Below are 24,325 nucleotides of genomic sequence, written 5' to 3'. Positions count from 1 at the left end.
CATGGTGAATTCTCCCAAATTTCACTGGGGCAAGTTGCAACACTTCCGTGGGACACACCATCGAGCATTAACCATGCGGTCAAATCCCGCAGTTGGGCGATCGCCGGAACCGGGCCATCCAAGTTGCAAAGGGGTTTATGGTGCGATACTTGGCCTCCGTCAATTGAACGTTCTGTCGGGTCATCTTTGGCGTGTGTTTGACGTGTTCAAGCGGCGCCAGCGCATCGCAGCCACAGGATTTCTTCTGCCAGCAGGGCTGGCAGGAACGACAAGAAATAGTTAAGAAACAGTTTGGGAATGCGAACCGTCCTGAATCAAGCTCCATCCACGACATACCCCATGAGCACGCCGCAGATCAAAGGCTGGTGCCCCGGCGCACTGCGCCCGATGCTGTCGGGCGACGGGCTGGTGGTACGCGTACGCCCGCATGCCGGGCGGCTGACGTCAGGCCAGGCGGCGGGCATCGCGGCGCTGGCCGACCGGTATGGCAACGGAATGCTGGACCTGACCACCCGCGCCAATCTGCAGCTGCGCGGCGTGAGCCAGGCATCGCACCCTGCCCTGGTGAACGGGCTGCGGGATCTCGGCCTGGTGGACACGAGCCCCGAGATCGAGTCACGGCGCAACATCGTTGTCACCCCCTTCTGGAACGCGGATGACGGCACGCTCCAGCTGGCCACGGCCCTCGGTGACGCCTTGGCCGCGCCCGATGCGCCCGCGGTGCCGGGAAAATTTGGCTTCGCGGTGGATGCCGGCCAGCAGGCTTTCCTGCGCATGGCCTCGGCCGACATCCGTATCGAGCACGGGCCCTGCGGATACACCGTGCGGGCCGAAGGCTTTGAGTCCGGCGCCGCGGTTGCACCCCATGAGGCCGTGCCCGCCGCGATGGAGTTGGCCCGCTGGTTCCTGGCAAACGGTGGAGGCACGGCGGGGCATGGCCGGATGGCCACCCTCGCGCCGCACCACGGGCTGCCTGCGCGCTTTCAATCCACCACAGTGTTCCCCGACGCTGCGGCTGCGCCACAACTGGGCCCAGCCGCACAGGGTTGGCTGGTGGGCGCCGAATTCGGCCTGCTCCAGGCAGCCACCCTGGCCGCCCTGTCCACGCTGGGCGCACTGCGAATGACGCCCTGGCATATGCTGCTGGTCGAGGGCGCTACCCACGCACCCGACCTGGCCGGACTGATCACCCAGGCCGACGATCCGCGCCTGCGCGTCGTCGCCTGCACCGGCGCACCGGGCTGCCTGCAGGCGGCAGCAGCCACGCGCCCGCTGGCCCGCACACTGGCCCCGCATGTGCCCATCGGCCGCCTGCTGCATGTCTCAGGTTGCGCCAAGGGTTGTGCCCATCCGGGGGCAGCTCTCACACTGGTCGCAACACCTGCAGGGTTCGACCTTGTCCGCAACGGCACGGCATCGTCCCTGCCCGATCTGTTTGCCTTGCCACCCGAAACAATGCCCTCCCATTTGACCCAGACATTCCATGCACCACCCATTTGAAACCGATGGCGCCGCTATCTACCGCCAGTCCTTTGCCATCATCCGGGCCGAGGCCGACCTTGCCCGCTTTACCCCTGTGGAAGAAATAGCCGTGGTTCGCATGGTCCATGCCGCCGGCATGGTGGGGCTGGAAGCCCATATCCAGTTCACCCCCGGCATGGCCGAAGCGGCGCGCGCCGCGCTGGAGACCGGCGCACCCATCCTCTGCGATGCGCGCATGGTCAGCGAGGGCATCACCCGCACCCGCCTGCCCGCCGCCAACGAAGTCATTTGCACCTTGAACGATCCGACGGTGCGCGATCTGGCCCAGGCCATGTCCACCACCCGCAGCGCGGCCGCGCTGGAGCTATGGCGGCCCTACCTGGCCGGGGCCGTCGTCGCCATCGGCAATGCGCCTACTGCCCTGTTCCACCTGTTGAACATGCTGCAAGACCCTGCCTGCCCGCGCCCCGCAGCCATCATCGGCTGCCCGGTCGGTTTTGTCGGCGCGGCCGAATCCAAGGCCGCCCTGATGGCCGACCCGCCCGCGCCTTCCGTCGCGGTGCTGGGGCGTCTGGGCGGCTCGGCCATCACGGTCGCGGCAGTCAACGCCCTGGCCAGCCGGAGCGAGATCTGATGGGCCGCATCCTGTGCGCCGGGCTGGGCCCCGGAGACCCGGACCTGATGAGCGTGCGCGCAGACCGCGCGATCCGCACCGCCGGCCATGTGGCCTATTTCCGCAAGCGGGGACGCCCCGGACAGGCACGGCGCATCGTCGACGGCATGCTGGCGCCGGGTGTGACCGAATATGCAATGGAATACCCGGTGACCACCGAGCTGCCGTTCGACAGCCCGGAGTACATCGCCTGCCTGGCCGCGTTTTACGACGGCTGGGCCGACCGCCTGGCGGCGCTGGCCCAGAACGAGGATGTGCTGGTGCTTTGCGAGGGCGATCCGTTCTTTTATGGCTCGTTCATGCACCTCTACACCCGCCTGCAGGGGCGTGCCGAGGTGCAGGTGATTCCTGGCATTCCGGGCATGGTGGGCTGCTGGTCCGCCACCGGCACGCCGATCACCTGGGGCGACGATGTGCTGGTGGTGCTGATGGGCACGCTGCCCGAGGCGGAACTGCTGCGCCACATGCAATCTGCCGATGCACTGGTCATCATGAAAACCGGGCGCAACCTGCCCCGCGTGCGTCGCGCGCTGGCCGCCGCCGGGCGGTTGGATGCCGCCTGGCTGGTCGAACGCGGCACCATGCCGGGGCAACGGGTGATGCCGCTGTCAGAAGTGGATGGCACGGACTGCCCCTACTTCGCCATCGTGCTGGTGCACGGGCACGGCCGCCGCCCCGAGGTGCTGGAATGAGCGGCTGGCTGTGCATCGCAGGACTGGGACCGGGCGATACCGATTTGGTGACCCCCGAGGTGACACGCGCACTGGGGTCGGCAACCGATGTGGTGGGCTACATCCCCTACGTGGCCCGCATCACGCCGCGCCAGGATTTGACGCTGCACCCATCCGACAACCGGGTGGAGATGGACCGCGCCCGTGCGGCCCTGGCCATGGCGGCAGACGGGTGCCGGGTCGTCGTGGTCTCGTCGGGTGACCCGGGGGTATTTGCCATGGCCTCCGCGGTGTTCGAGGCCCTGGAGGCCATGCCCGCATGGCAAGGTCTGGATATCCGCGTCCTTCCCGGCATCACCGCGATGCTGGCTGCAGCAGCCAGGGCCGGGGCGCCGCTAGGCCATGATTTTTGCGCCATCAACCTGAGCGACAACCTCAAACCCGCCAGCCTGATCGAGGCCCGGGTGCGTGCCGCCGCTGAGGCGGATTTCGCCATGGCTTTCTACAACCCGCGCTCAAACAGCCGCCCCGACACCTTCGGCCGCATCCTGGCCTTGCTGCTGCAGATCTGCGGCCCCAGGCGGTTGATCACCTTTGCCCGGGCCGTGTCCACGCCCGCGGAACAGATCCGTACCGTGGCACTGGCCGAGGCCACGCCCGAGATGGCCGATATGCGCACCGTGGTGCTGGTCGGCAATGCCGCCACGCGCCGCGTGGGCCGATTTGTCTACACCCCGAGGTCGGCCGGGTGAGCGGCAATCCAATCCATCACCTCGGCCACCGACGCAACGGTGGTGCGCGCAGCCATGGCGGGCCGGTCGATCAGGACCACCGGCAGACCCAGCGCGCGGGCGGCGACCAGCTTGGCCGCAGCGCCGCTGCCCCCGGCGTTTTTGGCCACCACATGGGTGATGCCATGTTCCTCCATCAAGGCGCGGTCGCCCTCCGCCGTGAACGGGCCACGCGCGACCATCACCGTGGCCTGCGGCAAGGGCAGGTCCGGTGCGGCATCCACCAGGCGCAGCAGGTAGCGGTGCTGCGGGCGGGCCGCAAAAGGTGCAAGGTTCTGTCGCCCGATCGCCAGAAACACCCGTGCCGGCGTCTCGGGCAAAGCCGCAACAGCCGCATCAATGTCCGGCACGCTTTGCCACCGGTCGCCCGCCTGCGGCACCCAGGGCGGGCGTTCCAGGGCAACCAGAGGAAGGCCGATACCGGCACAGGCAGCAATGGCGTTCTGGCTCATCCGTGCGGCAAAAGGATGGGTGGCATCGACCAGATGCGTTATCCGTTGATCGCGCAGCCAAGCCTGCAAACCCGCCACACCGCCAAAGCCGCCTACCCGGGTCGGCAGCGGCTGGGCCACGGGCGCCTCTGTGCGGCCGGCATACGAAAACACCGCGTCCATCCCGGCCGCGGCCAATGCGTGGGCCAGCTGGCTGGCCTCCGTGGTTCCACCCAGCAGAAGGATGCGTGGCATGGCTGATCCCTGGCTTACCATCATCGGTCTAGGCGAAGACGGACTGGCCGGCCTGTCCAGTGCAAGCCGCTCGGCCCTGGACGCCGCCGAAGTGATCCTCGGCGGGCCGCGCCATCTGGCGCTGGCCCAGGTGGATGCACGCGGCCAGGCATGGCCGGTGCCCTTCGACGTGGCACCGGTTCTGGCGCTGCGCGGACGGCGTGTGGCCGTACTGGCCTCGGGTGACCCGTTCTGGTTCGGCGCGGGGGGCAGCCTTGCCGCCCATCTGGCCAGCGCGGAGTGGATCGCCTACCCGGCGCCCTCCACCTTCGCGCTTGCCGCCGCGCGGCTGGGCTGGCGGCTGGAAGAAGTCGGTTGCCACGGCTTGCACGCCACCCCGTTTGCGCACATCCGCCCCACGCTGCAACGGCGCGCGCGGCTGATCTGCCTGTTGCGCGATGGCCCTGCCGTGGGCGATTTCGCCCGCTGGCTGGACGGACAAGGCTTTGGCGCCTCGACCCTCTGGGTGCTGGAGGCCGTGGGTGGCCCGCGCGAACGCATACGCACCACCCGTGCCGCAGGCTTCGATCTGCAGGATGTCATCGCCCCTGTCGCTGTCGCCATCGAGGTGGCGGGTGGGCTGGGCTTGCCCCGCAGCCCCGGTCTGCCGGATGCGGGCTTTGCCCATGACGGGCAGATCACCAAGGCCCCGGTGCGCGCGCTGACGCTGGCGGCCCTGGCCCCGCGTGCCGGCGAACATCTGTGGGACATCGGTGCCGGGTCGGGTTCCATATCGGTGGAATGGTGCCTTGCAGGTGGATGCGCAACCGCCATCGAACAGAACGCCGGACGCGTGGCCAATATCCGTGCCAACATGCACAGCTTTGGCCTTGGCGGCGCGCTGACCGTGGTCGAGGGCATGGCACCGCAGGCGCTGGCGGGCCTGGCAGCACCGCAGGCGATTTTTGTCGGCGGTGGCTTCAATCTGGCACTGTTCAACGTTGTGCAATCCCTGGCTCCCTCTGGTTGTCGGTTGGTAGTCAATGCGGTCACGCTGGAAACCGAATCCGCGCTGGCCCAGTTGCAACGGCAACACGGCGGCGATCTGCTGCGAATCGAGCTGGCCCATGCCGCCCCGCTGGGGCAGATGCGTGGCTGGGTGCCTGCGCGCCCCGTTGTGCATTGGAGCATAACGCTATGAGGGTGGCGGGCCTGGGCTTTCGGCCCCTGGCAGACATGTCATCGCTGCGCGAAGCCTTGCAATTGGCGGGCGGTAACGCCGGGCTGACGGCACTGGCCACGGCGGCAGACAAGGCGACGGCCCCCGCACTCACCGACCTGGCCGCGGAATTGGGACTGCCCGTGATCGCCGTGCCCCTGGCCATGCTTGGCGAACAAGCGGCCACGCCCAGCGCCCATGTGCCTGAGCGCTACGGCACCCGCAGCCTCGCGGAAGCGGCGGCGCTGGCGGCGGCGGGGCCCGGGGCGCACCTGGTCGCAGCCCGTGCGGTGGCGGCCGACAAAATGGCGACGGCAGCAATCGCGGAAAATACGGACCCATGACTGTTCACTTTATTGGTGCGGGCCCCGGTGCCCCCGATCTTCTGACCCTGCGGGGCCGCGACCTGATCGCAGCCTGCCCCGTGTGTCTCTACGCAGGTTCGCTGATACCCGAAGGGGTGCTGGCGCATTGCCCGGCGGACGTGCGGCTGGTGAACACCGCGCCACTGTCGCTGGACGACATCATCAGCGAAATCAGCACCGCCCATGCGCGCGGGCAGGATGTGGCACGGCTGCATTCGGGTGATCTATCGGTATGGTCGGCAATGGGCGAGCAGTTGCGCCGCCTGCGCGCCGCCGGTATCCCCTATACCGTCACACCCGGCGTGCCCTCTTTCGCCGCCGCAGCCGCCACCCTGGGCGCGGAACTGACCCTGCCAGGGCTGTCCCAATCGGTGGTGCTCACGCGCACCTCCGGCCGTGCCTCGGCCATGCCGGAAGGCGAAACACTGGCGAATTTCGCGGCCACCGGGGCAGTACTGGCCATCCACCTGTCGGTGCATGTGCTGGCCCGCGTGGTGACCGAGCTGAGCCCGCACTACGGCGCCGATTGCCCGGTGGCCGTGGTCTGGCGCGCCAGCTGGCCGGATGAGCGCGTGGTGCGCGCCACCCTGTCCACCGTCGAAGCCGCCGTGGGCGATGGCATGGAGCGGACCGCGCTGATCCTGGTCGGCCACACGCTGGGGGCCGAGGATTTCGACACCAGCCGCCTGTACGCGGGGGACTACGACCGCCGCTACCGCCCTATCGGCACACACCCCCGCTTCCCGGAACCCACCGCACCGTGATCGAACTGAGCCTGGTCGGTATCGGAACCGGTAACCCTGACCATCTGACCCGCCAGGGAATTACCGCGCTGAATGCGGCGGATCTGGTCCTGATTCCGCGCAAAGGCGAGAGCAAGGCCGAGCTTGCCGACCTGCGCCATGCGATCTGCGCGGCCGTCATCACCAACCCTGCCACACAGGTCGTGCCGTTTGACATGCCGCTGCGCGACAGCGCCGATCCTGACTACGCCGCGGCCGTGCACCGCTGGCACGATGCCATCGCGCAGGTATGGCAGGGCTGCATCAGCACCCACCTGCCAGCAGGCGGCCGCCTGGCGTTGCTGGTCTGGGGCGATCCATCGCTGTACGACAGCACGCTGCGAATCGCAGACCGTCTGGCGCTGCGGCTGGATCTGCACGTTACGGTCGTGCCGGGGATCACGGCGCTGCAAGCTCTGACCGCGGCCCACGCCATCCCTCTGAACGAGATCAATGCCCCCGTCACCATCACCACCGGTCGGAGGCTGCGCGAACAAGGCTGGCCCCCCAATGCCGATACCGTTGCCGTCATGCTCGATGGCAGCTGCGCGTTCAGCCAGCTGGACCCGACAGGCATCGCGATCTGGTGGGGGGCCTATCTGGGCATGCCAGAGCAACTGCTGCTGAGGGGCCCCCTGGCCACGGTGTCAGACCAGATCCTGCACCAGCGCGCGGCCGCACGCGCGGCGCACGGATGGATCATGGATACTTATCTGCTGCGCAGAGCGACTTAGCGCCATTGGAAACCATACGGCCCAATTTTGCAGAAAAAGTTCCTCTAGCTCCCGTGTAATATGCGCGAGCAGCTGCTTTTTTGATAGCAAAATAATTTGCAAGCGGTATGCACCCAACCTGGCGGTGAAGAAGTCGTTGAGTGCAACGGCTGCCCTCGGCATTCGCTGAAATTAGAGGACTAGGACTCAGCACCTTCTAGCTCCATAAACCAGAAGGCTCCTTGCTGCTGCCAAACGAAGCGGTAGCTCCGGTCTAAGTGGATGTCAACTGGCTTTCCAGCGATTGGCGTGGCTATTGAGCCGCCACCGAAATAGTAACCATCCGAAATATCGTAGTCCCAACACGTAAAAGGCCTTGACCGGCCCCAGACATAAAACGGCAATCGGCTTGCTGCCCTCGGGCATCTGCAGCAGCTGGGCCAGCTGCAAGGGGCAAAAGATCGAGACCCAGCCCATGCCCAGCCCCTCGGCCCGCGCGGCCAGCCAGAGGTTTTGAATGGCGCAGGCGGCTGACGCCAGGTCCATTTCGGGCAGGGTGCGGCGGCCAAAGATGTGCTGCTCGCGCCCCGGCGGCAAGGCCACCACCAGCACCTCGGCGGCATCGAGCACGCCCTGCACCTTGAGCTTCATGAACTCGTCTTCGCGCTGGCCCAATGCCTTGGCCGTCAGCACGCGCTCCTGCTCTATCAGCGCATGCAGCCCGGTGCGCAGCTGAGGGCTTCGCACACGGATAAAGCGCCAGGGCTGCATGAAGCCCACGCTGGGCGCGTGGTGCGGCCGACAGCAGGCGCTGCATCACTTCCGGCGCTACCGTCCCGCCGGCAAAGTGGCGCATATCACGCCGCTCGTAAATGGCCCGGTACACCGCCTGCTGTTCAGCGGCGCCGAAGGCGTGACTGGGCGCGGCCGGATCAACCGGGCCTGCCCCGACGATGGAGACAAAACCTGTCACACCAATCACTGCGGGGCCTGCACGGCGCCCGCGGCGGGCACGTCTGCACGCTGCAGCACCGCCAGCAAAGCCGGACGCAGCCAGCGCTGGAAGGCCAATCCGCCCGCCAGACCCATGCTCACCCAGAACGACAGGGACACCCAGGTGGTTGCCCAGATGAACTGCGTACCCAGTTGGCGCAGAGTCGCCTGGGCCTCACCGCTGAAACCGGCCAGGGGGTCGGCCGTGATGTGGGGTGCGCCCACGACATAGGGCAGTGCCAGCCAGGCAGCCGCTGCCACCCAGCGCAAGGGGCTGCGCAGCATGGCAAGCGACACGCAGGCCAGTGCCGCACTACCGGCCGCCAGCAACCACCAGCCCTGGCGCGAGCCCAGGCGGGCGGCATCCATGCCGGGAATTTCCGCATGCAAGCCCAGCGAAGGCCAGAAATGAAAGCTCAGCCAGCCCGCTGCGGCCACCCAGGCGGCCAGCGACAGGGAACGCAGGCTGCTGCCGCGCACGAGGCTGAAACCCATCACCACAAACACCAGCAGCGCCATGCTGAAAGCGTGCAGGACATTGGCCACCCAGGTCCAGAACGCGCGCTCCACACCATCGGCCGGAGCCCATTCTTTGCCGGCCTCATCTGCATGGGCATGCGCAGCCGCATCGGCATGCGTATGGGCAGCGGCCATCGCGGGAGCGGCAGCTGGCTCGGGAGTTTCCGCTTTCTGGTTCTCGAACACCTCTGCGGCCAGGATGATGGGCACCGCCTGCAACTGCTGCACGCCCGACTGCACGCTACCCACCAGCAAAGCAGCCGCCAAAGCGGCCCAGATCAATTGTTGAAAAATCATGGCAATCTCCTTGTGAAGTGCGCGGCGGTCAGTGGCAGGGTTTGACGGTCACGTGACGCACATCGTGCGCGGCGTTGTGGGCCAGCGGGCTTTCGGCAAAGGCCACGCCGTACAGGACCACCAGGCCCAGTGCGGCAGCACCCAGCAGCGGGCGCAGCACGGCCAGGCCAGGGTTCAGGGTGTCAGAGGGGCTCTGGGTCAGCGTTGTCGGTTCAGTCATAGCGATCTCCTTGGGGTTGGTGGGTGAAAAAAGAAACGTAGTGAGAAACGTAGTGAATTTGGCCCGTCATGTCGAGCCCAGGCCGACGGGAGGCAGTCGCGCGAGGATACCGCTGCGCAGGCGCTCGGGCCGTGCGTTGCGGGCCAGGTTGCCGTCGGCGCTATGCCGGTGCAGCTGCGCGCAGGCAATCACCTGGGCTGCGGTCTCGGCGTCGGGGATGAGGTCGCCAAAGTAATAGCTGAACTTGCCCTGGGCTTGCAACGTCACGGTGCAAGCGCGGGAGCAGCCACTCATGCAGGCCAGGCCGCGTACTTGCAGGCCCTTGTGCAGCCCGGTGTCCAGTTCGCACACCAGCAGCGCCTCCTGAACCGCATCGAACAGGGCCAGGCCTTCGGCAGGCAGCTCGCGCGAGGCGCCCGGCGGGCGGCAGGTGGTGCAGACAATGATTTCGGTATCGGACATCGGTATGGAGTACGTTTTACGGTTGATAGGTCAGCCCGGCGCCAGACGGTGTTCTGCATCCCAGCGGGCGGCCCATGCGGCGCAGCGGCCCAGATTTTTTTTCGGGTCGTCAAAGTCCACGATCACCAGGTGCTGCGGGGTTAGCGGTGCCTGCGGCTGCTCCAGCGTGCGGCCATCGGTCAGCAGCCACAGCCAGCACTCGGTGGGGCCGGTGGAGCTACTACGGCGCAGCGTGCGCTGCAGCAGGCGGTCGGCCTGGGCCAATGCCTCGGCTAGCGGCGTACCACCGCCGCCACCCACGGGGCGCAGGCGCTGGCTGCCGGCGGCGCGTGCGCGGCCCGGCGGCAGCAGCAGCTCCACGCCCTGCCCGCCAAAGCGCAGCAGCGCCACATCGTCACCCAGGCGCGCGGCCTGCTCGATCATCAGTGCGGCATGGCCCTTGGCCAGGGCCAGGCGTCCACGCTGGCGCATGGAGCCCGAGGTGTCAAGCAGGATGCAATGCAGCCGGCTGCTGCGCAGCGCCACGGGCTGGCGGCGCAAATGTTCGCGCTTGAGCGGCGCAGGCCCTTTAGCCACCACGGTGGGCAGCCAGGCAATGGCGGTACTGCGCTGCCGTGCGTTTTGCGGGCTTGGTGCTGCACCTGATGAGGGGATGTGGGGTGGAGGCCACCGCCAGCTGCCAGGCCCGTTGCGCGGGCGGCCGCTGGGGTGGCCTAGGCTTTTTTTGGTGGCCACCCTGCTATTCGCTGGACCTTGGTGGTGCCTTCGGGCTGGGCAGGCAGCGCGCCCCAGTCGCCTTGGGGTACGGATGCCGGGGGCGGTTGGTCTTGCAGGCGTTCGGGACTGGGCCTGGACTGTGGCGATCCGGTGCTATTCCCCGGTGACTGCGCCGCACTGCCCTCAGGCCGACGGTGCGCCAGTGCCAGTTCGGCCACGGCATCCACATCGTCCACGGTCACTTCGCTGCGCCCTTCCAGCGCCGCCAGCGCACGCGCGGCACGCAGCATCACCAGGTCGGCGCGCATGCCGTCCACCCCCGCCACCATCGCGCAGGCCGCTGCATGGTGCAGCACCGCGTCAGACCAGGTCAGGCGTGGCAACGCGGCGCGAGCCGCCACCAGCGCCGCGCTAAGCGCGCGTTGTTCTTCTGCATGCTGCTCACCCAGAGCGGCCGGGTTTTCGTCAAAGCCCAGGCGCGCGCGCAGGATGGCGGTGCGCTGCTGGGCATCCACCGGGTTGGCCAGCGTCAGCGAGAGGCCAAAGCGGTCCAGCAGTTGTGGACGCAGCTCGCCCTCCTCCGGGTTCATGGTGCCCACGAGAACAAAGCGCGCGGCATGCTGCTGCGAAATCCCATCGCGCTCCACCGTGTTCACACCACTGGCAGCCACATCCAGCAAGGCATCCACCAGCGCGTCGGGCAACAGGTTGACCTCGTCCACATAGAGCACACCGCCATGGGCGCGCGCCACCAGGCCGGGCGCCAGGCGCACCTGACTATTGCGCAGCACGTCTTCCACATTCAGCGTGCCCACCAGTTGCTCCAGGCTGGCGGCCAGCGGCAGCGTGACAAAGGGCGCACCGGGCAACAGCGCAGCCAGTGCACGCGCCGCGGTGGACTTGGCCGTGCCGCGTGGGCCGCTGATCAGCACGCCGCCAATGCCGGGGTCGATGGCGGCGAGCTGCAGCGCGCGCTGCAACTGCGGCTGGCCGACCAGCGCAGTGAACGGAAAGGCCGCACGCGTGGCGGGCTCGACGGGAATGGTCAGTTCAGGAATGCTCATACCAGGGGTCCTTCTCCGTGTTCTTCGAGCCGGCGCTCCAGCGCCAGCAAATGGTCTTCAATGCGTTCGCGGTGCTCGCCGGGCGCCTCCCACAGGCCGCGCTGCATGGCCTCCAGCAGGCGCTCGCCAATGCTGCGCAGGGCCAGCGGGTTGTGCTGCTGCAAAAACGCACGGTTGGTGTCGTCGTGCAAATAGGCCTCGGCCACCAGCGCGTACTGGTGGTCGCCCACCACGCCGGTGGTGGCGTCAAACGCAAACAGGTAGTCCACCGTGGCGGCCATCTCAAACGCGCCCTTGTAGCCGTGGCGGCGCACGCCCTCCAGCCACTTGGGGTTGACGGCGCGCGAACGCACCACACGCGCCACTTCCTCACCCAGGCTGCGGATGCGCGGCGCACCGGGCACGCTGAAGTCGCCGTGGTACAGCGCGGCTGGTGCGCCGGCCAGATGCTCCACCGCCACCGCCATGCCGCCCTGGAACTGGTAGTAGTCGTCCGAATCGAGCACATCGTGCTCGCGGTTGTCCTGGTTGTGCAGCACTGCATCCAGGCCGGCCAGGCGCTGCTCAAAACTGCCGCGTGCGGCCGCGCCATGCTCGCCCTGACCGTAGGCAAAGGCGCCGGCGCGCAAATAGGCCTGGGCCAGGTCGGCGCCGTCGTTCCAGCGACCGCTGGCCATCAGCTCTTGCAGCCCGGCGCCATAACCGCCCAGGCGCGGGCCAAAAACGCGCCAGGTGGCGCGGCGCTGGGCGTCTTCGGCAGCCAAGCCGGCGGCCTGGGCCTCGGCGGCTTCGCGCTGCACCCGCGCACGAATGGGGTTCACCTCGTCGGGTTCGTCTTCTTCAGAGATGGCGGCCACGGCGCGCACCGCCGTGTCAAACAGGTCGATCACATTCGGAAAGGCATCGCGAAAAAAGCCCGAGACGCGCAGCGTCACGTCGATGCGCGGCCGGCTCTTGATCGTCATTGGCATCACCTCGATGTCCACCACCCGCGTGCTGCCCGCCGCCCACTTGGGCCGCACGCCCAGCAGCGCAAAGGCCTGGGCAATGTCTTCGCCGCCGGTGCGCATGGTGCTGGTGCCCCACACCGACAGCCCCACCGCGCGCGGAAACGCGCCATGGTCTTGCAGGTGGCGTTCGACCACCCGATCGGCGGCGATGGAGCCCATCGCATAGGCCGTGGGCGTGGGCACGGCCCGGGTGTCCACCGAGTAGAAGTTGCGTCCGGTGGGCAGCACATCGGGCCGGCCGCGCGACGGTGCGCCGCTGGGACCGGCTGGCACGAAGCGCCCCGCCAGCCCGCGCAGCAATTGTTCTATTTCATTCGGTCCGCAGGCGTCCAGGCGCGGGCGCAGCGTCTGATGCATGCGTTGCAGCACCGGTGCGGTGTGCGGCCAGACATGCGCATCAAGAGGATTGCTTTCTGCCTCAACCGCTGCGTCCACCATCAGGTGGCGTGTCACCAACTGCGCGGCCAGCAGCTCCAGCCGCTCGCGGGTATGGCCGGCATGGCGCCAGGCATCGTCGCTGAGCTGCTGCAATGCGGCCGGGCGAGGGCCGCACCAGGGCTCGGCCCAGTCCGGACTGAGCGCATCAAAACCGTCCAGGCCCAAATCCTTCGCCAGCGCCACCAGCAGGCTGCCCTGCCCTGCCCCTTTGCCGCCCGGAAAACGCGCCAGCGCCACCAGCGTGTCGGTGCGCTGGCGCCCCTGCGGCGAACGGCCGAGAATGTGCAGCCCATCACGAATCTGCGACTCCTTGATCTCGCACAAATACGCATCCAGCCGGTTGAGCAGCTGTTCGCGCGCTGCGTCGTCGGTGGGTTGCTGGAACCCCAGCTCCTGGTGCAGGTTTTCCCGCAACACGCGCTGCAGAATGTCGGCGCGCAGCAAGCGGGCTCGCCGCGGGTCCAGCGACAGCGCCTCATAGTACTCGTCCATCTGCCGCTCCAGCGCTTGCAGCGGGCCGTAGGTCTCGGAACGGGTCAGCGCCGGCATCAGGTGGTCGATGATCACGGCCTGGGTACGCCGCTTGGCCTGGCTGCCCTCGCCGGGGTCGTTGACGATGAAGGGATAGAGGTGCGGCAGCGGGCCGAGGATGGCATCGGGCCAGCAGGCGGCGCCCAGCGCCACGCTCTTGCCGGGCAGCCATTCCAGGTTGCCGTGCTTGCCCACATGCACCACGGCGTCCACCGCAAAGGCACGGCGCAGCCAGAAATAGAACGCCAGGTAGTTGTGCGTGGGCACCAAGTCGGCATCGTGGTAGCTGGCCACCACATCCAGATCCCGTCCGCGCGCGGGCTGGATGCCCACAAACACCTGACCCAGGCGCAGCCCGGGCACCATGAAGCGGCCGCTGCGCAGCATCGGGTCGTCTTCCGGTCGGCCCCATAACGCATTGACGGCATCGCGGCTCTCGGCGGGCAACGCATTGAAGTCTGCCAGGTAATCGGCCATGGCCAGGCTTTGCCCGGCAGGACGCTCATCATTGGTGTCCAGGTTATTGGTCACGCCGCGTACCAGCTCGGCCATCAGCGCGTCGCCCCCCTCGGGCAGCGCACCGGTGGCGTAACCGGCCTCGCGCAGCGCCTGCAGGATGACCACGGTGGATGCTGGGGTGTCCAGCCCCACGCCATTGGCCAGCCGGGCGTCGTCGTTGGGGTAGTTGGCGAGGATCAACGCTATGCGCTTGTGCGCATTGGGTTTGCCCTGCAGCACGCACCAGCGGCGTGCCAGCTCGGCGACGAAGGCAATGCGTTCGGGCTCGGGCTGGTAGCGCACCACATCCATCTCGGTGCGCTCGCAGCGCCAGGCCAGGCCCTTGAAGCTGATGGCGCGGGTGCCGATGCGGCCGTCCACCTCGGGCAGCACCACCTGCATGGCCAGATCGCGCGGGGCCAGGCCGTGCGGGTCGGCCAGCCATTGCTCTTGCGAACAGCCGGCGGTGATGAGCTGCAGCACCGGGGCATCACCTGCCAAGGCTGTCGCCAGACTCTTGGGCAGCATGTCGTCGTCACCACCGTCCAGCGAGGACACGGCAAAGCTGGTCGCATTCAGCACCACCGCCACCTGGTGCTCGGCGGCCAGCGACTGCAGCATGGCGTGGCTGGCCGGGGTCTTCAGCGAATCCACCGCCAGCGCCAGCGTGTTCAGGCCGGCATCGGCCAAGGCGGCCAGCATGGCGTCGAACACAGCCGTGTTGCCGGCCTGCAAATGGGCGCGGTAAAACACCAGCAGCGCCACCGGCGCACCGGCCTGCCACGGGGGCAGGGCAGCCTGCGGCCGGTAGATCAGCGCGGCCGGCAGCGCCACAGGCGCCGGCGGCCTGGCGCCGATGCCAAATGCGGCATGGCCGATCAGCGAGAAGAAGGTCTGCGCGTTGTCGCGCCCGCCCTCGCGCAGGCAACGCCACAGCTGGCGGCAGTCGTCCTGCGCGGCGGTGCTGCGCATCAGCAGTTGCAGGTCTTCGCCAAAATCGCCCGAAAACATCGCCAGCCATTGGCCCCGTTCGCGAGCCAATGCCATGGCCTGTTCCACCACATAGGCCCAGTCGCTGGGGCTGCCCAGGTGGTCAATGATCACCACGCGCGCGTGGCGCAGCACGTCGTCCGCATACAGGTCCGTGGACGCGGGCTGGCGCAGCCACATCAGATTGGCCAGGCGCACCGTGGGGTAGCTGGCGTCCAAGCCCGCCGCCACATCGGCCAGCAGCGACAGCGTGGTGTCGGCCGCACTCAGCACCACGATATCGCCGGGTGTCTGCGCCACGCGCACTACGCCCAGCCCGTTGTCCTCAACATGGCCGCCGGGTCGGGTAGACAGCAAATGCATGGTGGTTCGGCCCGGGTCAGGCGGGTTGCAAGGCGGCGGAGAGTTCGCGCTGCAACACCGCCGCGTCCAGGTGGTCGCCGATCAGCACCAGGCGCGTCGCGCGCAACTCCTCGCTGCGCCAGGGCCGGTCGAAGTAGCTGTCAAAGCGCTGCCCCACGCCTTGGACCACCAGCCGCATGGCCACGCCCGGCAGAGCGACAAAACCCTTGGCGCGGTAGATCTCGTGGCGCTCGACCAGACCCGCCAGCGCACGCAGCAGCTGTTCGCGGTCGGCCACATTCAGCGTGACCGAGACCGAATCGAAGGCGTCGTGGTCATGGTCTTCCTCCTCGTCGTGGTGGGTCTTGCGCTGGTCGATCGCGTCTTCCACGGCCTTCTCCAGCCCCAACAGCACGGACAAGTCGATGCGGCCGTGCTGGGCATGCACCAGCTTCACGCCGGGTGGCGTTTCGGCACGGATGGCCGATTCCACGCCGGCCAGCGCGGCCGTGTCCATGCCGTCGGTCTTGTGCACCACCACCAGGTCGGCGGTGGCGAGCTGGTCTTCAAACAGTTCAGCCAGCGGCGAATCGTGGTCCAGGTTGTCATCAGCACGGCGCTGGGCATCAACGGCCACGGGGTCGTCGGCAAAGCGTCCAGCGGCCACGGCCGGGGCGTCAACGACGGTAATCACAGCGTCCACTGTGAAGGCGTTGCGCAGCGCAGGCCACTGGAAGGCCTGCACCAGTGGCTTGGGCAGCGCCAGGCCCGAGGTCTCGATCACGAGGTGATCGATCTGCCCGCGCCGCGCCGCCAGCTGTTCCATCACGGGAGCGAATTCTTCCTGCACCGTGCAGCACAGGCAGCCATTGGCCAACTCGAACAGCTGCCCGTCTTCCACGCCGTTTTCGTCACAGCCAATGCCGCAGCCGCGCAGCAGTTCGCCGTCGATGCCCAGTTCGCCAAATTCGTTGACGATGACGGCGATGCGCCGGCCTTGCGCGTTGCTCAGCAGATGGCGCAACAGCGTGGTTTTGCCACTGCCGAGGAAACCGGTGACGATGGTGGCGGGGATCTTGCGGGTTTGCATGAAAAGGTCCTAAAGGTGATCTTGGGGTTACTTGAAAAAAAGGGCTTGGCGCGCGGCGGGGAGCCGCATTGGATACCGATGTGAAAAGTTGGCGCTCATGGTGTTTCCCGTTGATTCAGCAGGGTATACATCACAAAGAGCGCACCCACGCTGGCGGTAACGATGCCCACGGGCAATTCCTGGGGCGCCAATATAGTGCGGCAAACTACGTCGCTCAGCAGCAGCAACAGTGCGCCGATGAGCACCGCCAGAAACAACATGCTGCGGTGCAGAGCACCCGCCAACGCCCTGGCCAAATGCGGCACCATCAAGCCCACAAACCCGATAACACCAGACACCGCCACAAAACAGGCGGTGGCAAATGCGCACACCACAAACACCTGGATGCGCAGGCGTTCCGGGTCGATGCCCAAACTGTGGGCAGTGTTTTCGCCACTCAGCATGGCATCCAGCGCCCCCACGTTTCGCCACGAAAAGGCCGCCAGCACCAGCAGACCCGACAATGGCACGAAAAGGTTATCCCAGCGCGCAGACCCGAGACCGCCCATGGTCCAGAAAAGTACCGATTGCGCTGCGCGCTGGTCACCCAAAAAAGTGAAGTAATAGGTCAAGGCCGTGAACAAAAATGACACCGACAGACCCGCCAAAATCATGCGTTCCGGGGTGTGGCTGCGGTAGCGACGCAGCAACAGCAAGACCACCACCACCGACGCCATCCCGCCCGCAAAAGCGGCCAGCGGCAAGGTCCAAATGCCCAACACCTCCCCCGTCAGCGTTATCACCGCAACGGCACCAGCCGCCGACCCGGAAGACAAGCCAAACAGGTAGGGATCCGACAAATCGTTGCGCGTCGCAGTTTGCAGCAAGGCCCCGACCAGGGCCAAGCCACCACCCACCAAAATCGCGAGCAACAGGCGTGGAATGCGCAAGTCCACCACAATGCGGTCCACCATGGTGTAGCGCGTCCCATCCGCGCCACTCAGCAGCAAGCCCAGGCTATGGCCCACCTGGGACAAGCTCACCGAAGTGGCGCCAGACACGACCGACACCATGCTGACGCAGCCCAGCAACGCGAGCAGCCACAGCCCTACGCGCGCAGGAGTGTACCCGCCTTTCGGCCAGAGCCTCGCGGCATTCAGCATGGTGCCGGAGTTCAATGCGCTACCGCCTTGGCGACCTTTTCGATTGCACCAATATTGGCGGGACCGGGGGTCAACTCTTCATAACGCAAAGCCACGAAACGTTTGTTCTTGACCGCATCTGTGTGCTGCATCAGAGGGTGCCTTTGCAAAAACTGCATGAGTTTTTCGGCACCACCATCGTTCTGGTAGTCCAGCAAAACCAAGAACTCAGGATTGCGCGCGGCCACAGCTTCCCAAGCCACGGTACCCCAGCTGGTTTCAACGTCGTCCATGATGTTACGGCCGCCAGCCGCCTCCATCATGGCTGTGGGTATGGCAAATTTGCCTGCGGTAAACGGTTTGTCTTCGCCCGAGTCAAACAAGAACATGCGCGTGGCCTCTTTGCCTGCCGCTTTGGGCAGGCGCGCCAGGCGTTGTTTCCACTCGCTGACCTGGGCTTTTGCCGTGGCTTCCTTGCCAAAGATACTGCCCAGCTTGACGTAATCGAGGTACAACAAATCCATCGATGCACGCGGACGGCTTTTGTCCACGTGAATGCAGCTTTCGCTCAATACCAAGGTAGGGATTTTGTACTTTTGCAAAGTGGTGGGCGTGACGTCGCCCCCCACTTTCATGCCGTAGTTCCAACCCGCAAAAAAGAAGTCCGGGTTGACCGACAAAATATTCTCCATGGTAGGTTGCTTGGGTGCAATCTCACGGATACCGCCCAAGGCCTGCCTGAACTCCGGACTCGTCTTGTACCAGCCCGTGATGCCGCTCACTCCCGCCATGTTTTTCTGCAGCCCCAGCGCAAGCGCCATGTCGGTCATGTTGATGTCGTGGATGACGGCCGCTTTGGGCGGGGCCGCAAATGTCAGCTTTTCACCGCAACTGTCCACTGTTACCGGAAACGTTTGCGCTTGCGCGCCTGCCACCCCCACGCAGAAGGCCAGGGCGCCAAGCACCAAGGGCAGGCTTGCACGGGTGGACCGGGGTTTCAATCGACGCAATACCAATGTCATGGGACTCTTTCTTCAAGGGTAGTTAAAAAATTCAACGAATTGCAGCCCCAAACCGCTCTGCAAGCGGCGAGCGGGCTGTTTGGGGGGACTCAAACACGGCAACGTCGTGCTCGCGGTGCGGTATTGGCAGGTAGAACACATCCATGCCGAAATGACCCAGCACCAGTTCCTGGGTGAAAACCCTGGAGGGCTGGTCATCCGCGAGCACCTGGCCCTGGCTGAGCAAGACCACGCGATGGGCAAAACGTTGCACCAGGCTCAGTTCATGCAGCGCCGCAACCACCGTTACGCCCAGTTCGGCCAGCAAGTCCAACACGTCGGCACGGGTTCTTAAATCCAGGTGATTGGTAGGCTCGTCCAACAACAAGATACGGGGTTCCTGCGCGAGGGCACGGGCGATCGCGGCACGCTGCTGCTCGCCGCCTGACAGCGTGCGCATCAACCGGTCTTGCAGCCCGTCCAGGCGGCAGCGCGTCAAAGCGCTGCTGACTGCCTGCGCGCTTTCGTCTTTGCTGGCTTCGACATGCGGGGTACGCCCCAGTGCCACATAGTCACGCACGCGCAGCTGCCCATGCACTTGCTCATGCTGGTGAACCACGGCCAGTTGTCTGGCACGCTCCATGCCGGGCATGCGGGCCAGATCAAGCCCCCCCACCGTCACACGCCCCTGAGACGGCTGGAGACGCCCCGCCATCACCTGCAGCAAGGTGGTTTTGCCAGAACCATTGGGCCCAACCAGCGCAACATGCGCCCCGAAGGGCACTGACATGGAGACGCGGTTCAACACCATCCTGTCCTGGCGCTGCATGGACATGGCATGCACCTCCAGCACAGGCTGCAAAGCAGGGTTCAAGGCATTCATCCCGGCAGCCCGCAATCAGTCTTCAATCCCGCGTTGCGCCGGCACGCCGGCTTTGAAGTGGTGCTTGACCAACGTCATTTCGGTCACCGTGTCGGCCAGCTCGATCAGCTCGGCAGGCGCGCCACGGCCGGTCAGCACCACGTGCACATGCGGCGGGCGTTCGCGCAGGCAGGTCAGCACGGCCTCCAACGGTATCCAGCCGTAGCGCAGCGGGTACATGATCTCGTCAAGCACCACCATGAAGTGCTCGCCTGCGCGCACTGCAGCTTCGGCCTTGGCCCAGCCCGCCAGCGCCAGTTCGGCGGAGTGGTCGAGGTCGCGGCTTTTCCAGCTGAAACCATCGCCCAGGCCTTCGATGGGGATACCCAGTTGCTCGAACAGCCGGTGTTCACCAAAACGTGCAGAGGGTACCTTCATGAACTGGTACACCTTGACCGACTTGCCACGGCCATGCGCGCGCAGCGCCAGCCCGAAGGCCGCCGTGCTCTTGCCCTTGCCGGTGCCGGTGTGCACGATGACCAGGCCGCGGCGCTCGCCCTGGGGTTTGGGGGTGTCGCGCAGCAGGGGTGGGGTTTCGATTTCCATGGTGTGTCTTTCCTGAGCTGAATGGATGCTTAGATTTTTGGCAAGGCCAGCCACTGGCCTGCCAGCGAGTAAACGGCAATCCGGTGATCAAACACCTGCTCCAGCGCGCGGTGCGTGGCGGCGTCGCTGCAGTTGCCGTGGTGCAGCACCCGGCCCTGCGCCATGACCACCATCTCGTCGGCCTGCAGCGCCAGCGAAATTTCGTGCAGCACGCTGACCACGGTTTTGCCGGCCGCGACCAGCTCGCGCACCATCAACAGCCAGTCGGTCTGGTGCGGGGGATCGAGGTTGGCCAGCGGTTCGTCCATGAGCAGCACCTGTGCCTCGACCGCCAGTGCCCGCGCCAGCAGCACGCGCTGGCGCTCCCCGCCCGACAGCTGGCTCAAGGGCCGGCCGCGCCAGTCCCAGGCCTGGGTGGACCGCAGGGCGCGCTCCACGGCAGCACAGTCCTCATCGCTGGGCGGCGCCAGCCAGGGCTGGTGCGGCAGGCGGCCCAGCATGGCCACGTCATACACCGTCAGGTCATCGGCGCTGCCTTCGTTCTGCCCCAGCCAGGACAGCCGCTGCGCGCGCGTGCGGCCAGGCATGCGGGTCAGCGCCTGCCCCAGCAAGGCCACCTCGCCACGGTGCGCCAGCAAGCCCGCCAGCACTTTGAGCAAGGTGGATTTGCCGGCACCGTTGGGGCCCACGATGCTGGTCCAGCGGCCTGCCGGCAAGGCCACGGAAATATCGTGCAATACCTCAACATTTCCAAGGCTGGCCCTGACGGAATGTGCGTCAATAGCTATTGAATTGATAGCAAAATGGGTAGTGGGGGTCATAAACTGCTCCCCTGCCCGGTGCGCCGGTGCATCAGCCACAGCAGGTAGCTGCCGCCCAGCACGGCGGTGAGCACGCCCACAGGCAACTCCTGCGGCGCAATCAGCCAGCGCGCCAGCACGTCCGCCACCATCAGCAGAACGGCCCCCATCAGGCTGGCCAGCACAATCAGGCGGCCATGCGTGGTCTTGGCGACCGAGCGCACCAGATGCGGTGCGGCCAGGCCGACAAAAGCAATCAGGCCGGTTTGCGCCACGGCGGTTCCGGTCGCCAATGCCAGCACCACCACCAGCGCAGCACGCATGGCCGGCAGCGGCAAACCCAGGCTGAGCGCGGTGGCCTCGCCCAGCGCCAGGCCGTCCAGCGCATGGCTGAGCATCCATGCCACGACCACGCAGGCCAGCAACACCGCGGCCATCAGGGCGCAGGACGTCCAGCCGACAAACCCGGTGGAGCCCAGCAGAAACGCCTGCATCGCCTGCATGATGTCGGGCATCAGGAGCATGGTGAGCGCGCTGACGGCGCCCAGCACCACGCCCACAATCACGCCGGCCAGCAACAGGCGCAGGGTGTGCTGCACCCCTTTGGCCAGCAGCAGGGTGAGCAGCACGGCGGCCACGGCGCCGACAAAGGCCGCACCCGTCAGGCCCAGGCGCACCAGCCACTGCATGGCAAAAGGTGACACGCCAAACAGCGCCAGCGCAATCGCCACCCCCAGCGAGGCGCCGGACGCACTGCCCAGCAGGTAGGGATCGGCCAGCGGGTTGCGAAACAGGCCTTGCGCCACCGCGCCGGCCAGCCCCAGCAGCGCGCCGGCCAGCCAGGCCCCCAGCGTGCGCGGCAGGCGAATGTCCCAGACAATCTGCCAGGCCGCCGGGTCATGCCAGGCCTTGAGCACGCTTTCAAAGCCGGTACTGCCCACCCCTGCACCCATCAGCAAAAAAGCCGCACTGGCCAGCAACAGGCTCATGCCCAGCCCCCAGGCCAAGCGATGCTGGTGCGTGATGTCCTGGTCAATGCGCATCATGGCGCCTTGTCCTGCAGGCACTTGGCCATGAGCCGGGCCGCTTCCGCCATGCGCGGGCCGGGGCGTATCAGAATGTCGGACTCATCGGGCTTGAACACGCAGACGCGTTGCTCGCGAATGGCGCGTATCCCTGCCCAGCCGGGCCGCTGCGCCATGCCCTGCACGTTGCGCTCGCCGATCATGATCACGTCCGGGTTGGCCCGCACGACGTACTCGGGGTTGAGTTTGGGGAAAGGCCCAAGCGCCTTGGGCACGATGTTCTTGACGCCGAGCCGGGCCAGGGTTTCGCCCATGAAAGACGACTCGCCGGCCGCGTAAGGGCCGCGGTTGACCTCAAAGTAGACCCGCGTGTTTTTGACCCTGGCGGGCAAGGACTGGGCGGCCGCGGAGACGCCCGCATCAATCACGCGCCACACCCGCGCCGGGCCGGTCTCATGCGGCACATCCAGCACCTGCCCCATCTTGCCGATCACGCGCCGCACATCGGCGTGGCTTTTGGGCTCCAGCGCCACGACCTTCAGGCCCAACGACTCCAGCCGCACAATCGCGCGCGATGACTGGGCCAGCACCACCACATCGGGCTTGAGGGCCACGATGCCCTCGATGTTCGGATCCATCCCGCCACCGACTTGCGGCAAGGCAAGCACAGTCGCCGGCCAGTTGGAGTAACGGTCCACACCGACCAGCCGGTGGCATTGCCCGAGCTCGCAAATGGTCTCGGTCAACGAGGGCAGCAGACTGACGATGCGTTGCGGCGCCTGGGGGAAAGTGACCACCACACCACGGTCGTCGGTGACTTGGAAAGCCTGCACGGCCTGCAGGCCGCACAGCGCGCAGGCAAGCAGACAATGCCGGAGCCACGGCTTCATGAATCGTCTTTCAGCGTCAGCGGCAAACCCGCCGCCATCAAGGTCACGCGCCCGCAGGCCTGCGCCACATCCTGGTTGAGCCGGCCCAGCGCATCGACAAAGCTGCGGACCTCGCGGCCCAGGGGGATCACGCCCAGACCGATCTCGTTGCCGACCAGCACAAGGGGGCCGGCCGTCTCTTTTATTGCTATCAAAAACATAGCTATCTGCGCATGTAAATCATGGGCCGAAGCCTCTTTTTGCTCTAAATCTCCGGCTGGCATCACCCAATTGGTCAGCCACAGGGTCAGGCAGTCCACCACGATCAATGTTTGGGACTGGCTATGCCGGGTCAGGGCCTGGGCCAGCTGCACCGGCTCTTCCACCGTGCGCATGCCGGGTACGCGCGCGGCCCGGTCTTGCTGGTGGCGGGCAATGCGTTCGCGCATCTCATCGTCCCAGGGCTGGGCCGTGGCGATGAACACGGCCTGGTGTTCCGGCGACTGCGCCAGCCAGTCGCGCGCCAGCAGTTCGGCGCGGCGCGACTTGCCGCTTTTCTGGCCGCCGAGAATGAATTCGCTGCGGGCCACGCCTTTAGTCATGCAGGGCTCCCCAAGCCATGATGATTCGGTGAATCTGTTCCACGCCGTCGGTCAGCGCCGCCGGGCCTGGCTGCAGGATCTCGGCGGACTTGATCTCGAACAGCTGGCCGGTTTTGACGGCGTTGACGTTCTCCCAACCGGCTCTGGTGCGCACATGGTCAGGCCTGAATTTTCGCCCGCACCAGGAGCCCAGAATAATGTCGGGGTTACGCCGCACGATCTCGGCGCCGTCGGCAATGATGCGCTCCTTGCCCAGAGCCTTGGCAGCCAGCTCGGGAAAACAGTCGTCGCCACCGGCAATACCGATCACTTCCGATACCCAGGCAATCGCGCTGATGTGCGGGTCGTACCACTCTTCAAAATAAACACGGGGCCGGCGCTTGAGGCCGGCGGCCGCCTGCTCGATGGCCAGCAGCCTGCCCTGCATGGCCTGGATCAGCGCCAGGCCGCGCTGCGCCTGCCCGACCATGGCCGCCAGCTGGTACATCATCGAAAAGATTTCCGCCACGCTGCGCTGGTTGAAGATCGTGACCTGAATGCCTTTGCGAACCAGCTGGGATGCAATATCGGCCTGCAGGTCCGAAAACCCGATCACGCAGTCAGGCCGCAGCGCCACGATCTTGTCGATCTTGGCGCTGAGAAAGGCGCTGACCTTGGGCTTTTCTTCGCGGGCGCGCGGCGGCCGCACGGTGTAGCCCGAAATCCCCACAATGCGCCGCTCTTCACCCAGCAGGTAAAGCCACTCGGTCGGCTCCTCGGTCAGGCAGACGATGCGCTGCGGGCCGAGGGTGCTGGCCTGGTGCGCCGTGCTGCGCCAATCGGGGCGCCGGATTGAATCAGCGGTCATTGGGTAACCTTCGCGCTACGCGCTGCGGTATTCGCCTTGGGAGCGGCCCGGCGGCTCATT

Annotated in this window: 25 protein-coding genes and 1 pseudogene; 8 read left to right on the top strand and 18 right to left on the bottom strand. The window is 66.5% G+C overall.

The features are described 5' to 3' along the window. Window positions 1-339: 339 nt before the first annotated feature. The 4 genes from cobG to cobJ are packed head-to-tail and all read left to right on the top strand — an operon-like array spanning window position 340 to window position 3,578. Entirely contained in the window at window positions 340-1,500 is a 1,161-nt protein-coding gene (gene cobG / locus V6M61_RS00845; RefSeq protein WP_332774653.1) for a precorrin-3B synthase, read from the top strand. Next, the gene (locus tag V6M61_RS00840) at window positions 1,484-2,116 is read left to right on the top strand and encodes a precorrin-8X methylmutase (RefSeq protein ID WP_332774652.1); all 633 of its coding nucleotides are present in this window, start codon (window positions 1,484-1,486) and stop codon (window positions 2,114-2,116) included. The genes cobG and V6M61_RS00840 overlap by 17 nt, the downstream gene beginning before the upstream one ends. Next, window positions 2,116-2,847, top strand: coding sequence for a precorrin-2 C(20)-methyltransferase (locus V6M61_RS00835; RefSeq protein WP_332774651.1), 732 nt, complete (start codon window positions 2,116-2,118; stop codon window positions 2,845-2,847). The genes V6M61_RS00840 and V6M61_RS00835 overlap by 1 nt, the downstream gene beginning before the upstream one ends. Further along, on the top strand, window positions 2,844-3,578 hold the full coding sequence (cobJ, locus tag V6M61_RS00830) for a precorrin-3B C(17)-methyltransferase (protein ID WP_332774650.1): 735 nt from the start codon (window positions 2,844-2,846) through the stop codon (window positions 3,576-3,578). Before V6M61_RS00835 ends, cobJ begins: the two co-directional genes overlap by 4 nt. Here the strand turns inward: cobJ and V6M61_RS00825 are convergent. Then, complete coding sequence (locus V6M61_RS00825) at window positions 3,554-4,303, bottom strand: cobalt-precorrin-6A reductase (RefSeq protein WP_332774649.1); 750 nt, start codon at window positions 4,301-4,303, stop codon at window positions 3,554-3,556. The genes cobJ and V6M61_RS00825 overlap by 25 nt on opposite strands. Here V6M61_RS00825 and cbiE point away from each other — a divergent pair. From cbiE to cobF, 4 genes are read left to right on the top strand one after another with little or no spacing between them, the layout of a single operon-like run. Beyond that, the gene (cbiE, locus tag V6M61_RS00820) at window positions 4,302-5,483 is read left to right on the top strand and encodes a precorrin-6y C5,15-methyltransferase (decarboxylating) subunit CbiE (RefSeq protein ID WP_332774648.1); all 1,182 of its coding nucleotides are present in this window, start codon (window positions 4,302-4,304) and stop codon (window positions 5,481-5,483) included. The two genes, V6M61_RS00825 and cbiE, sit on opposite strands and share 2 nt — an antisense overlap. Next, on the top strand, window positions 5,480-5,845 hold the full coding sequence (locus V6M61_RS00815) for a cobalamin biosynthesis protein (protein WP_332774647.1): 366 nt from the start codon (window positions 5,480-5,482) through the stop codon (window positions 5,843-5,845). Before cbiE ends, V6M61_RS00815 begins: the two co-directional genes overlap by 4 nt. After that, a complete protein-coding gene (cobM, locus tag V6M61_RS00810) occupies window positions 5,842-6,630 on the top strand; it encodes a precorrin-4 C(11)-methyltransferase (protein ID WP_332774646.1) in 789 nt (262 codons plus the stop codon). The genes V6M61_RS00815 and cobM overlap by 4 nt, the downstream gene beginning before the upstream one ends. Beyond that, window positions 6,627-7,382, top strand: coding sequence for a precorrin-6A synthase (deacetylating) (cobF, locus tag V6M61_RS00805; RefSeq protein ID WP_332774645.1), 756 nt, complete (start codon window positions 6,627-6,629; stop codon window positions 7,380-7,382). The genes cobM and cobF overlap by 4 nt, the downstream gene beginning before the upstream one ends. A 345-nt stretch (window positions 7,383-7,727) precedes the next feature. On the opposite strand, the pseudogene bluB reads toward cobF, so the two are convergent. From bluB to V6M61_RS00720, 17 genes and pseudogenes are all read right to left on the bottom strand, one after another. Further along, window positions 7,728-8,217: pseudogene (gene bluB, locus V6M61_RS00800) on the bottom strand (5,6-dimethylbenzimidazole synthase); the annotation flags it as partial. Between the two features lie 122 nt (window positions 8,218-8,339). Continuing rightward, window positions 8,340-9,170, bottom strand: coding sequence for a CbtA family protein (locus V6M61_RS00795; protein ID WP_332774644.1), 831 nt, complete (start codon window positions 9,168-9,170; stop codon window positions 8,340-8,342). Between the two features lie 28 nt (window positions 9,171-9,198). Further along, entirely contained in the window at window positions 9,199-9,390 is a 192-nt protein-coding gene (locus tag V6M61_RS00790) for a CbtB domain-containing protein (RefSeq protein WP_332774643.1), read from the bottom strand. 66 nt (window positions 9,391-9,456) lie between these two features. Continuing rightward, a complete protein-coding gene (locus tag V6M61_RS00785; protein ID WP_332774642.1) occupies window positions 9,457-9,852 on the bottom strand; it encodes a DUF1636 domain-containing protein in 396 nt (131 codons plus the stop codon). A gap of 30 nt (window positions 9,853-9,882) precedes the next feature. Further along, window positions 9,883-10,428 (bottom strand): vWA domain-containing protein, encoded by a 546-nt coding sequence (locus tag V6M61_RS00780; protein WP_332774641.1) that lies wholly within the window; start codon window positions 10,426-10,428, stop codon window positions 9,883-9,885. 137 nt (window positions 10,429-10,565) lie between these two features. Next, window positions 10,566-11,633, bottom strand: coding sequence for an ATP-binding protein (locus tag V6M61_RS00775; RefSeq protein ID WP_332774640.1), 1,068 nt, complete (start codon window positions 11,631-11,633; stop codon window positions 10,566-10,568). Further along, window positions 11,630-15,463: a cobaltochelatase subunit CobN gene (gene cobN, locus V6M61_RS00770; RefSeq protein WP_332774639.1), complete on the bottom strand. Its 3,834-nt coding sequence runs from the start codon at window positions 15,461-15,463 to the stop codon at window positions 11,630-11,632. Before cobN ends, V6M61_RS00775 begins: the two co-directional genes overlap by 4 nt. Window positions 15,464-15,479: 16 nt before the next feature. After that, window positions 15,480-16,532 carry a cobalamin biosynthesis protein CobW gene (cobW, locus tag V6M61_RS00765; RefSeq protein ID WP_332774638.1) on the bottom strand — a complete coding sequence of 351 codons (1,053 nt, stop codon included), beginning with the start codon at window positions 16,530-16,532 and terminating at the stop codon, window positions 15,480-15,482. A 95-nt stretch (window positions 16,533-16,627) separates the two neighbouring features. Beyond that, a complete protein-coding gene (locus tag V6M61_RS00760) occupies window positions 16,628-17,674 on the bottom strand; it encodes a FecCD family ABC transporter permease (RefSeq protein ID WP_332774637.1) in 1,047 nt (348 codons plus the stop codon). Window positions 17,675-17,685: 11 nt separating this feature from the next. Continuing rightward, window positions 17,686-18,483: an ABC transporter substrate-binding protein gene (locus V6M61_RS00755; RefSeq protein ID WP_332774636.1), complete on the bottom strand. Its 798-nt coding sequence runs from the start codon at window positions 18,481-18,483 to the stop codon at window positions 17,686-17,688. Between the two features lie 223 nt (window positions 18,484-18,706). Continuing rightward, window positions 18,707-19,528 (bottom strand): ABC transporter ATP-binding protein, encoded by an 822-nt coding sequence (locus tag V6M61_RS00750; protein WP_332774635.1) that lies wholly within the window; start codon window positions 19,526-19,528, stop codon window positions 18,707-18,709. 24 nt (window positions 19,529-19,552) lie between these two features. Then, the gene (gene cobO, locus V6M61_RS00745; protein ID WP_332774634.1) at window positions 19,553-20,122 is read right to left on the bottom strand and encodes a cob(I)yrinic acid a,c-diamide adenosyltransferase; all 570 of its coding nucleotides are present in this window, start codon (window positions 20,120-20,122) and stop codon (window positions 19,553-19,555) included. A 29-nt stretch (window positions 20,123-20,151) separates the two neighbouring features. Next, window positions 20,152-20,943 (bottom strand): ABC transporter ATP-binding protein, encoded by a 792-nt coding sequence (locus V6M61_RS00740; RefSeq protein WP_332774633.1) that lies wholly within the window; start codon window positions 20,941-20,943, stop codon window positions 20,152-20,154. Further along, a complete protein-coding gene (locus tag V6M61_RS00735) occupies window positions 20,940-21,968 on the bottom strand; it encodes a FecCD family ABC transporter permease (RefSeq protein WP_442957712.1) in 1,029 nt (342 codons plus the stop codon). The genes V6M61_RS00740 and V6M61_RS00735 overlap by 4 nt, the downstream gene beginning before the upstream one ends. Continuing rightward, entirely contained in the window at window positions 21,965-22,837 is an 873-nt protein-coding gene (locus tag V6M61_RS00730; RefSeq protein ID WP_332774632.1) for an ABC transporter substrate-binding protein, read from the bottom strand. The genes V6M61_RS00735 and V6M61_RS00730 overlap by 4 nt, the downstream gene beginning before the upstream one ends. Beyond that, window positions 22,834-23,418, bottom strand: coding sequence for a bifunctional adenosylcobinamide kinase/adenosylcobinamide-phosphate guanylyltransferase (gene cobU / locus V6M61_RS00725; protein ID WP_332774631.1), 585 nt, complete (start codon window positions 23,416-23,418; stop codon window positions 22,834-22,836). The genes V6M61_RS00730 and cobU overlap by 4 nt, the downstream gene beginning before the upstream one ends. Beyond that, window positions 23,411-24,265 carry an ABC transporter substrate-binding protein gene (locus V6M61_RS00720; protein ID WP_332774630.1) on the bottom strand — a complete coding sequence of 285 codons (855 nt, stop codon included), beginning with the start codon at window positions 24,263-24,265 and terminating at the stop codon, window positions 23,411-23,413. Before V6M61_RS00720 ends, cobU begins: the two co-directional genes overlap by 8 nt. Window positions 24,266-24,325 lie beyond the last annotated feature (60 nt).

The organism is Polaromonas sp. (genome assembly GCF_036676035.1).
In the GTDB taxonomy this organism is placed as follows: Bacteria; Pseudomonadota; Gammaproteobacteria; order Burkholderiales; family Burkholderiaceae_C; genus Polaromonas.
This window is presented reverse-complemented; position numbering and strand designations above follow the sequence as displayed.

Coding starts and splice junctions, on each gene's coding strand:
- cobG (WP_332774653.1), top strand. CDS start 340: ATGAGCACGCCGCAGATCAAAGGCTGGTGCCCCGGCGCACTGCGCCCG.
- V6M61_RS00840 (WP_332774652.1), top strand. CDS start 1,484: ATGCACCACCCATTTGAAACCGATGGCGCCGCTATCTACCGCCAGTCC.
- V6M61_RS00835 (WP_332774651.1), top strand. CDS start 2,116: ATGGGCCGCATCCTGTGCGCCGGGCTGGGCCCCGGAGACCCGGACCTG.
- cobJ (WP_332774650.1), top strand. CDS start 2,844: ATGAGCGGCTGGCTGTGCATCGCAGGACTGGGACCGGGCGATACCGAT.
- cbiE (WP_332774648.1), top strand. CDS start 4,302: ATGGCTGATCCCTGGCTTACCATCATCGGTCTAGGCGAAGACGGACTG.
- V6M61_RS00825 (WP_332774649.1), bottom strand. CDS start 4,303: ATGCCACGCATCCTTCTGCTGGGTGGAACCACGGAGGCCAGCCAGCTG.
- V6M61_RS00815 (WP_332774647.1), top strand. CDS start 5,480: ATGAGGGTGGCGGGCCTGGGCTTTCGGCCCCTGGCAGACATGTCATCG.
- cobM (WP_332774646.1), top strand. CDS start 5,842: ATGACTGTTCACTTTATTGGTGCGGGCCCCGGTGCCCCCGATCTTCTG.
- V6M61_RS00795 (WP_332774644.1), bottom strand. CDS start 9,170: ATGATTTTTCAACAATTGATCTGGGCCGCTTTGGCGGCTGCTTTGCTG.
- V6M61_RS00790 (WP_332774643.1), bottom strand. CDS start 9,390: ATGACTGAACCGACAACGCTGACCCAGAGCCCCTCTGACACCCTGAAC.
- V6M61_RS00785 (WP_332774642.1), bottom strand. CDS start 9,852: ATGTCCGATACCGAAATCATTGTCTGCACCACCTGCCGCCCGCCGGGC.
- V6M61_RS00775 (WP_332774640.1), bottom strand. CDS start 11,633: ATGAGCATTCCTGAACTGACCATTCCCGTCGAGCCCGCCACGCGTGCG.
- cobN (WP_332774639.1), bottom strand. CDS start 15,463: ATGCATTTGCTGTCTACCCGACCCGGCGGCCATGTTGAGGACAACGGG.
- cobW (WP_332774638.1), bottom strand. CDS start 16,532: ATGCAAACCCGCAAGATCCCCGCCACCATCGTCACCGGTTTCCTCGGC.
- V6M61_RS00760 (WP_332774637.1), bottom strand. CDS start 17,674: ATGCTGAATGCCGCGAGGCTCTGGCCGAAAGGCGGGTACACTCCTGCG.
- V6M61_RS00755 (WP_332774636.1), bottom strand. CDS start 18,483: ATGACCGACATGGCGCTTGCGCTGGGGCTGCAGAAAAACATGGCGGGA.
- cobO (WP_332774634.1), bottom strand. CDS start 20,122: ATGGAAATCGAAACCCCACCCCTGCTGCGCGACACCCCCAAACCCCAG.
- V6M61_RS00740 (WP_332774633.1), bottom strand. CDS start 20,943: ATGACCCCCACTACCCATTTTGCTATCAATTCAATAGCTATTGACGCA.
- V6M61_RS00735 (WP_442957712.1), bottom strand. CDS start 21,968: ATGATGCGCATTGACCAGGACATCACGCACCAGCATCGCTTGGCCTGG.
- V6M61_RS00730 (WP_332774632.1), bottom strand. CDS start 22,837: ATGAAGCCGTGGCTCCGGCATTGTCTGCTTGCCTGCGCGCTGTGCGGC.
- cobU (WP_332774631.1), bottom strand. CDS start 23,418: ATGACTAAAGGCGTGGCCCGCAGCGAATTCATTCTCGGCGGCCAGAAA.
- V6M61_RS00720 (WP_332774630.1), bottom strand. CDS start 24,265: ATGACCGCTGATTCAATCCGGCGCCCCGATTGGCGCAGCACGGCGCAC.